The sequence below is a fragment of the Vibrio sp. 10N.261.51.F12 genome (assembly GCF_041471725.1).
Taxonomy (GTDB): domain Bacteria; phylum Pseudomonadota; class Gammaproteobacteria; order Enterobacterales; family Vibrionaceae; genus Vibrio.
On sequence record NZ_JBFROV010000056.1, the window covers coordinates 19,596 to 28,028 of the forward strand.

Sequence of the window (8,433 nt, forward strand, 5' to 3'; positions counted from 1 at the left end):
ATGTTAAGACTGTTGTACGGCGTGTTAGTCGTAGTCTGTATTTTACCAACAATACCGGGGTTACTCGGTGTTGTTATTGCGTCGCTTGGTTACATCCCACCGCTTAACCTCAATGAGTTTAACGTGAGTGGGTTTAGCCAAGTCTTCGCATGGCAAGGCGTCGAAACATCCATTTTATTGACCGTATCGACCGCCTTAGTCAGCAGTTATCTTGCGTGTTTACTGACGTTTTTCATCTTAGAAGCGTGCTGGAACCGCCCTTTTTGGAACAAGTTAGAATTAGCGTTATCACCGCTACTTGCCATGCCGCATGTGGCTTTTGCGATTGGCTTTGCTTTCCTCTTCGCGCCGACTGGTTTTGGCGTTCGAGCGGTATACGAGCTGCTTGGGGTTAACCTGCAACCTAATAATGATTCACTCGCGTGGTTAATCAAAGATCCTTACGGCATTGGCTTGACCCTCATGCTGGCGATCAAAGAAGTGCCTTTCTTGCTGCTGATGAGTATCCCAATACTAAAACAACTTAAAATTAGAGAAACGATTAAGGTCTCTTCCGCTTTGGGGTATAAACACCATGCTACATGGTGGAAAATAATCCTGCCTCAGTGGTTCACCAAAATGCGCTTTCCTATGCTGGCCGTCATCGCCTACAGCTTGTCGGTGGTCGACGTGGCACTGGTTCTTGGGCCAACAAACCCACCGACCTTTGCGGTCCTAGTATGGCAATGGTTCAATGATCCCGATCTTCATCTCTTACCACGGGCATCGGCAGGTGCAGTCATCTTATTTATGATCGCTTCACTGCTTATCGCATTTGCTCGGGTCCTTGAGCGCGCCCTGTGTATTCGCTTTAAGCAATGGCAGTACTCTGGACGTCGCGCCCCGCGTTTCCCTGGTAGGTTAGTTATATTAGCGATCATGAGTTTATTTGCGATTATCGTGCCTTTGATCGTGACATGGACCTTCGCACAGCGTTGGCGTTTTCCCGATATCATACCTAGCCAATTCACCATGAGATTTTGGGAATATGAATGGCACGGGGTCGTTGATGTCATGTCACAAAGCCTATCGATTGCGTTAGTCGCATCGACGACGGCGCTCATACTTGCCGTTGTCGGTCATGAATATCGACTTCGTTATCGATTGCAAGTCCCCGGTTTCGTCATCGCCATCCCTATGCTTATTCCTCAATTGAGTGTGTTGTTTGGGTTACAGATTGTGACGCTGGTCGTGAGTGATGGGCATTATGGATTCTGGGTATGTTGGTCACACGTATTTTTTGCTTTTCCTTTCGTTTACCTTGCCTTAGATGGACCATGGCGAAGCTATAATCATAAACTCACCCAAGTGTCATTGAGCCTCGGGAAGAGCCCAATTTACACATGGTTCCATATCAAACTGCCGCAATTATTGCCGGCAATCGTCTTTGCATGGGCGGTGGGCATCAGCGTCAGCTTGGCTCAGTATTTACCAACACTAGTACTTGGCGCTGGTCGAGTCTCCACGATTACGACCGAAGCCGTCGCGCTATCGAGCGGCTATGATCGCCGCGTGACCGCAATCTATGCCCTATTTCAAGCGTTACTTCCATTGCTATTTTTTACGCTGGCCATGTTAGTCAGTCGTCTGCATACGCGTTACCGAACACTAAGAGTGAAAGGATTAATACTGAATGAGTCTCTTGCTAGAAAACCTCGCCATCCGTAAACATGATGGTGAGGTGTTGTTTTCTGATTTCAACATTACGATTCAACCCGGAGAAATTGTCACGCTAATGGGGCCAAGTGGCTGCGGTAAATCAACGCTACTTGATGTCATCGCTGGTCATTTATCGCCAGCGTTCACGTACTCTGGTCACGTGCGGTTAAATGACAAAGCGATCGATACGCTACCCGCGCACGAAAGGCGAGTCGGGATCTTGTTCCAAGATGACCTACTGTTTCCGCATTTAAACGTATGGGAAAACCTCGCCTTTGCACTGCCCAATACCATCAAAGGACAGACACGAAAAGAAGCCGCATTGGCAGCGCTAAAAGACATCTCACTGACGCAACTTGCTCAGCATTTTCCTGAACAATTATCAGGAGGTCAGCGAGCAAGGATCAGCCTGACAAGGATGCTACTCGCTCAGCCGAATGTCGCCTTACTTGACGAGCCTTTTAGTAAACTGGATAAAACGTTACGTGGTCAGTTTCGGGACTGGGTTGTAGAGCAACTGTCTATCGCCAACATCCCCGCGTTGATGGTGACCCACGATCGTGATGACATTCCAACCAATAGCCGAGTGTTTGACTGGCCTTGGGAGAAGCACCATGCTTGATCGCGTTAGTGTTAAACTGATTCGCTGGCCATTATCTGAGGGCGCTAAGCGCTTAGATAGATATGGCATCACCGCCAATCAAACGACGTTGTTTGGTTTTTTGCTGGGTTGTCTTGCCTTTCCTGCGCTCGTGACTGAGCAGTACACACTTGCCTTGGTGTCCATCGTACTCAATCGTATTTGTGACGGGCTTGATGGCGCCATCGCGCGTATTCAAGGAATATCCGATGCCGGTGGTTTTTTGGATATCAGCCTAGATTTCTTGTTCTATTCTCTTATCCCATTTGGGTTTGTTCTCGCGGCACCTGAAAGCAATGCTATCGCAGGCGCTTTTCTCATTTTTTCTTTTATTGGCACTGGGTCGAGCTTTTTAGCCTTTGCCGTTATGGCAGGAAAAAGAGGGATTGAAAACCCTGTGTATCAACACAAATCGCTCTATTATATGAGCGGGTTAACGGAAGGCACCGAGACCATTGGTTGCTTTGTCATACTCTGCTTATTCCCACAATATTTTTCGGCCATTGCAGTAACGTTTGGCATCGCATGTTGGTTCACCACATTCACTCGTATCTATTCAGGATTCCATACACTACGAGCGGCAGAGGTCGACGAGCAGAACACGGGTGAGTCTTAGTCATTGAAAAGCGATTGAAAAGCGATTGAAAAGCGATTGAAAAGCAGGAAATTATGACACAGCCCAGATTGTGATTGCCTCACGGTGTCGTTAATATGATAAAATTCACCGGTTATTTTTAGTCTTAGCAATGTAGGATATAACATGTCTTCTGATTACACTGGTTCTAGCTCTGCGTACGCCCGCCAAGAAAGTGGTTATCGTGAGAAAGCGTTGAAACTCTACCCATGGGTATGTGGAAACTGTGCCCGTGAGTTTGTCTATTCCAATCTTCGTGAACTGACGGTTCACCACAAAGACCACGACCACACAAATAACCCTAACGACGGCAGCAACTGGGAGCTTCTGTGTCTGTATTGCCACGATCATGAGCACTCTAAGTACACTGACCATGAACGTTACGGTAGCGAGATAAAACCGGGACAAGATGAGCATGAAAGTGCGACTCACAACCCATTCGCTGATCTTGCAAAAATGATGAAAAAGTAAGGTGTGGTGCTAGGTACTAGGTACTAAACCAAAAAACACGAATAGCAGATAATAAAAAAGGATACCAATTGGTATCCTTTTTCGTTACTTACCGATGCGTGTTAAACATCAACTTCGTTTATTAAACGTCGTAAGTCGTCGATGCAGTATCGCCGCCTGTACCCGTCCAGTTTGTGTGGAAGAATTCACCACGTGGACGGTCAGTACGCTCGTAAGTGTGAGCACCGAAGTAGTCACGTTGAGCTTGTAGAAGGTTCGCTGGAAGACGAGCCGTAGTGTAGCCGTCTAGGAATGTTAGTGCAGACGTCATACATGGCATTGGGATACCCGATTCCATAGACTTAGCTGCAACTTTACGCCAAGCGCCCATGCAGTTGTCTAGGATGCCTTTGAAGTATGCATCTGAACCTAGGAATGCGATCTCTGGGTTCGCTTCGTACGCATCACGAATGTTGCCTAGGAATGCAGAACGGATGATACAACCACCACGCCACATAAGCGCAACGTTACCGTAGTTGAGGTCCCAACCGTTTTCGTTCGACGCTTCACGCATTAGCATGAAACCTTGAGCGTAAGAGATGATCTTAGAAGCCAGTAGAGCCTGACGGATGGCATCCACCCACTCTTGCTTGTCGCCTTCAACTGGAGCAACAGTCTTGCCGAACAGCTGCTCAGCTTCAACACGTTGGTCTTTAAGTGCAGACAGGCAACGAGAGAATACCGACTCAGTGATTAGCGTTAGTGGGATACCCATGTCTAGCGCGTTAATACCCGTCCACTTACCCGTGCCTTTTTGGCCAGCTGTGTCTAGGATTTTCTCTACTAACGCTTCACCGTCTTCATCTTTGTAGCCAAGGATGTCAGCCGTGATTTCTACTAGGTAGCTGTCTAGCTCCGTTTTGTTCCAATCAGCAAATACCGCCTGCATTTCGTCGTGGTTCATACCTAGGCCATCTTTCATGAACTGGTAGGCTTCAGTGATAAGCTGCATGTCACCGTATTCGATGCCATTGTGAACCATCTTAACGAAGTGACCAGCACCATCGTTACCCACCCAATCACAACAAGGCTCACCTGCGTCAGTTTTCGCAGAGATACCTTGGAAGATAGGCTTAACCGCTTCCCAAGCTTCAGGAGAACCGCCTGGCATGATTGAAGGACCAAAACGCGCACCCTCTTCGCCACCAGAAACACCCGTACCAATGAAGTAAATGCCTTTCTCGCGAAGCGCGGCAACACGACGGTTAGTGTCTGGGAAGTTAGTGTTACCACCATCGATGATGATGTCGCCTTTGTCTAGAAGCGGGACAAGCTTGTCGATGAACGTGTCTACCACGTCACCAGCACGAACCATAAGCATCACTTTACGTGGTGTTTCTAGCTTATCAACCAGCTCTTCTAATGAGTAAGCGCCAACAATGTCAGTGCCTTTCGCAGGGCCTTCTAAGAATTCGTCAACTTTGGCAGCAGTACGGTTATGCGCCACAACTTTAAAGCCGTGATCGTTCATGTTTAGGATAAGGTTCTGACCCATTACAGCCAAACCAATTACACCAATATCACCTTTCATCGTTCTCTCCATTAATTCGGCAACTTAACTTGCTGCGATTAAGTTATATTTCACTTCACTCCGACAGAAACCACCGTTCTGCCGGATAAATTATGTGCGATTACAGTTCGCAGTAATCGGTATCTGTTAGGTTTTTACAAGGGAAACGCCATGCACGACCATCGTTGTGCAACAGTTGGTCGCACTCTTTTGGTCCCCACGTGCCACACGCGTAGCCATAAAGCGCCTGAGGACCTTGCTTGAAGTCCAAGATAGGTTGTACGAATTCCCAACACGCTTCCACTGCATCAGTACGTGCAAACAGCGTAGCATCACCGTTGAGCGCATCAAGTAATAACCGCTCGTAAGCCGTAAGCATTTGTGTCTCTTGCAGCGAAGCATAGTGGAAATTCATTTTCACTTCTTTGGCATTAAAGCCAACACCAGGTTCTTTCAAACCAAAGCTCATTTGAATGCCTTCATCTGGCTGGATACGAATAACCAGTTTGTTTTCTGGCGCATTTTTACCAAATACTGGGTGGGGTGTTTGTTTAAAGTGGATAACCACTTCAGTCACCCGTGTCGGAAGGCGTTTACCCGAGCGCACATAGAACGGCACGCCGTTCCAACGCCAGTTATCGATAAACATTTTTAAGCCAACGTACGTTTCCGTCCTAGAGTCATTCGCGACACCATGCTCGTCACGGTAACTAGGCAGAAATTGACCACGTACGTTTGATTCCGTGTATTGGCCTAGTACTAGGTTGTCACGAAGATCATCTTCAGACAGAGGACGCAAACATTGCAGTACTTTAACCACTTCGTTTCGGATCGCGTCTGCATTAATTTGAGCTGGCGATTCCATGCCCACCATTGCTAACACCTGAAGCAGGTGATTTTGGAACATGTCACGAACCGCACCAGAACCATCGTAGTAACCGCCACGCTCTTCAACCCCAAGGAATTCAGCGCCGGTAATCTCGACATAATCGACATACTGGTGATTCCATAACGGTTCAAACATCGCATTGGAGAAACGTAAAACCAAAAGGTTTTGAACCGTTTCTTTCCCTAAGTAATGGTCAATACGGTAGATTTGGTGTTCTTGAAAGTGCTCGTGGATTTCTTTGTCTAGCTTACGTGCCGATGCAAGGTCATAACCGAATGGCTTTTCGATGATCAGGCGCTTCCAACCTTCTGTTTCATCGTTCAGTCCGTGCGCGGCAAGGCTAGCTGGGATAATGCTGTATAGGCTTGGCGGGGTCGCCAAATAAAACAAGGTATTACGTTGCTCAAAGCCATACTTATCAGCCAGATCATCTAGTCGAGTAGACAGCTTGGCGTAATCTTGTGTATCAGAGGTATCGATCGCTTGATAATGAAGGAACTCACAAAACGCATCAAGCGATTCTGGTTCTGTCTTTTCCATTTCTTGAAGCGATTTCTTGAGCTTTTCTCGGTACGACTCGTCACTGTATTGTGTGCGACTGACACCAAGAATTGCGAATGATTTTGGCAGCTGATTGCTGGCAAACAAATGGTAAAGTGCAGGGATCAACTTACGGTAAGTAAGGTCGCCTGAAGCACCAAAAATAACGATGCTGCTGTTTTCAGGGATTACCATCTTTTTTCCTTTAACAATGGGGGCAATGGTTTAGCGGACGCAATGTTAACAGCGTGCCAGATAAAATGAAAATAAGTTTTACCTATTCAAAGGATAGGTAAATTCACTTAATTAATGACATCTGACCACTAAAACGCAAACGTTTCACTATCAATATGAAACATGATTAACTTCAAGCAGAAGAATCCTATTGATTATTGGTCACTTCATAGCAAAAAATCAAACAATTGCCAAAATTTACAAACAAATAATAATCAAATCCAAATTTTAACAATATAATAGAGAAGTCAATCGACGAATTTGCGACAAAAACAGTGAGACAGTCAATATGCTTTCAATTTTCGAAATATACAAAATAGGTGTCGGCCCTTCAAGTTCACATACGAACGGCCCCATGATCGCCGGATACGAATTTACCCAACTGCTCGCTTCAGAGATCAATAACGTCACTCGAATTCAAGTCGATTTGTACGGTTCACTCTCACTGACTGGCATCGGTCACCATACCGATCGCGCCACCATTCTTGGTTTACTGGGTAATCGACCTGATACGATTAAAATCACCAGTGCCAATGAAGCCATGCGCGCGGCTATTAAAGAAGGCACATTGGCATTGTCGGGCCAAAATGACATTGCGTTTAACTTCAAAAAGGACATCCTTTTCCACGAAGAAAACCTGCCAATGCATGAAAATGGTATGACTATTTCGGCCTTTGATGCTGATGGTAACCGCCTTGCTTTTGAAACCTATTACTCCATTGGCGGCGGCTTCATCGCAACTGAAGATGAGCTAAAGTTCGGAAAAAAAACCAAAACGACAGAGGTTGAATTTCCGTTTTCTAGCGCAGACGAAATGCTTGAGAAGGCAGAGAAAAGCGGCATGAGCCTAGGGGGATTCATTCTTCGCAATGAAGTATCATTCACGAGTATGGAAGACATTGATGCCAAAGCCGAACAAATTTGGCGCGTCATGATGCGTTGCATGGAGCGTGGCTTTGAAACCGAAGGTATCTTAGACGGCGGCCTTAATGTCACTCGTCGTGCGCCTAATCTACTGAAAAAGTTAGAAGCCAATGCGGCGATAGAAAATGATCCAATGGAAATCCTCGATTGGATTAACCTGTTTGCGTTTGCGGTAAGCGAAGAAAACGCGGCTGGCGGACAAGTCGTCACCTCCCCGACCAATGGCGCTGCGGGTGTCATTCCGGCGGTATTGATGTATTACCATCGCTTTATTAAAGAGCTCGACACGAAACAATTGAAAGACTTTCTTGCCGTCTCTGGAGCTATCGGTATTTTGTACAAGACGAATGCTTCTATCTCTGGTGCAGAGGTGGGTTGCCAAGGCGAAGTCGGTGTTTCATCATCCATGGCCGCAGCGGGCTTAACGGCGCTTCGTGGCGGTAGTAATGAACAAATCTGTATTGCGGCTGAGATTGCGATGGAACACTCACTCGGCATGACCTGCGACCCGATCGGTGGCTTGGTTCAAGTTCCGTGCATCGAGCGAAATGCAATGGGCGCAATGAAGGCGATCAACGCCTCCCGCATGGCGTTAAAGCGCACTAGCAAATGTCTTATCTCGCTCGATAAAGTGATCGAAACCATGTATCAAACCGGCAAAGACATGCATAAAAAATATCGAGAAACCTCTCAAGGCGGTTTGGCATTGATTCATCTTGCCCCACCTTGTGAGTAAGGCCAGTAACATCGACGAGTAAATCAATGGTGGGTTGAATTGGCGTCTCCCCTGCCTATTAACCTCTCGCTAACGACACAAAGAAAGGCGGCCAATGGCTAATGCCGTTCACTTAAGA

General features: G+C 46.7%; 7 protein-coding genes. 5 read left to right on the plus strand and 2 right to left on the minus strand.

What is annotated here, in order from left to right; all coding sequences use genetic code 11:
• The 4 genes from AB4405_RS23925 (at window position 1) to AB4405_RS23940 (ending at window position 3,443) form a co-directional block, all read left to right on the plus strand.
• The gene (locus AB4405_RS23925) at window positions 1-1,707 is read left to right on the plus strand and encodes an ABC transporter permease (protein WP_372063068.1); all 1,707 of its coding nucleotides are present in this window, start codon (window positions 1-3) and stop codon (window positions 1,705-1,707) included.
• Window positions 1,673-2,320: an ATP-binding cassette domain-containing protein gene (locus AB4405_RS23930; protein ID WP_372063069.1), complete on the plus strand. Its 648-nt coding sequence runs from the start codon at window positions 1,673-1,675 to the stop codon at window positions 2,318-2,320. Before AB4405_RS23925 ends, AB4405_RS23930 begins: the two co-directional genes overlap by 35 nt.
• Window positions 2,313-2,954 (plus strand): CDP-alcohol phosphatidyltransferase family protein, encoded by a 642-nt coding sequence (locus AB4405_RS23935; RefSeq protein ID WP_372063070.1) that lies wholly within the window; start codon window positions 2,313-2,315, stop codon window positions 2,952-2,954. The genes AB4405_RS23930 and AB4405_RS23935 overlap by 8 nt, the downstream gene beginning before the upstream one ends.
• Before the next feature lie 144 nt (window positions 2,955-3,098).
• Entirely contained in the window at window positions 3,099-3,443 is a 345-nt protein-coding gene (locus tag AB4405_RS23940; RefSeq protein ID WP_102471571.1) for a YajD family HNH nuclease, read from the plus strand.
• A gap of 121 nt (window positions 3,444-3,564) precedes the next feature.
• Here AB4405_RS23940 and gnd read toward each other — a convergent pair whose 3' ends face one another.
• Both gnd and zwf read right to left on the minus strand, forming a co-directional pair.
• Complete coding sequence (gene gnd, locus AB4405_RS23945; RefSeq protein WP_372063071.1) at window positions 3,565-5,013, minus strand: decarboxylating NADP(+)-dependent phosphogluconate dehydrogenase; 1,449 nt, start codon at window positions 5,011-5,013, stop codon at window positions 3,565-3,567.
• Window positions 5,014-5,113: 100 nt separating this feature from the next.
• Window positions 5,114-6,616 (minus strand): glucose-6-phosphate dehydrogenase, encoded by a 1,503-nt coding sequence (gene zwf, locus AB4405_RS23950; protein WP_372063072.1) that lies wholly within the window; start codon window positions 6,614-6,616, stop codon window positions 5,114-5,116.
• Window positions 6,617-6,944: 328 nt separating this feature from the next.
• Between zwf and AB4405_RS23955 the strand changes: the two genes are divergently transcribed.
• Window positions 6,945-8,315 (plus strand): L-serine ammonia-lyase, encoded by a 1,371-nt coding sequence (locus AB4405_RS23955; protein ID WP_372063073.1) that lies wholly within the window; start codon window positions 6,945-6,947, stop codon window positions 8,313-8,315.
• Window positions 8,316-8,433: the final 118 nt, after the last annotated feature.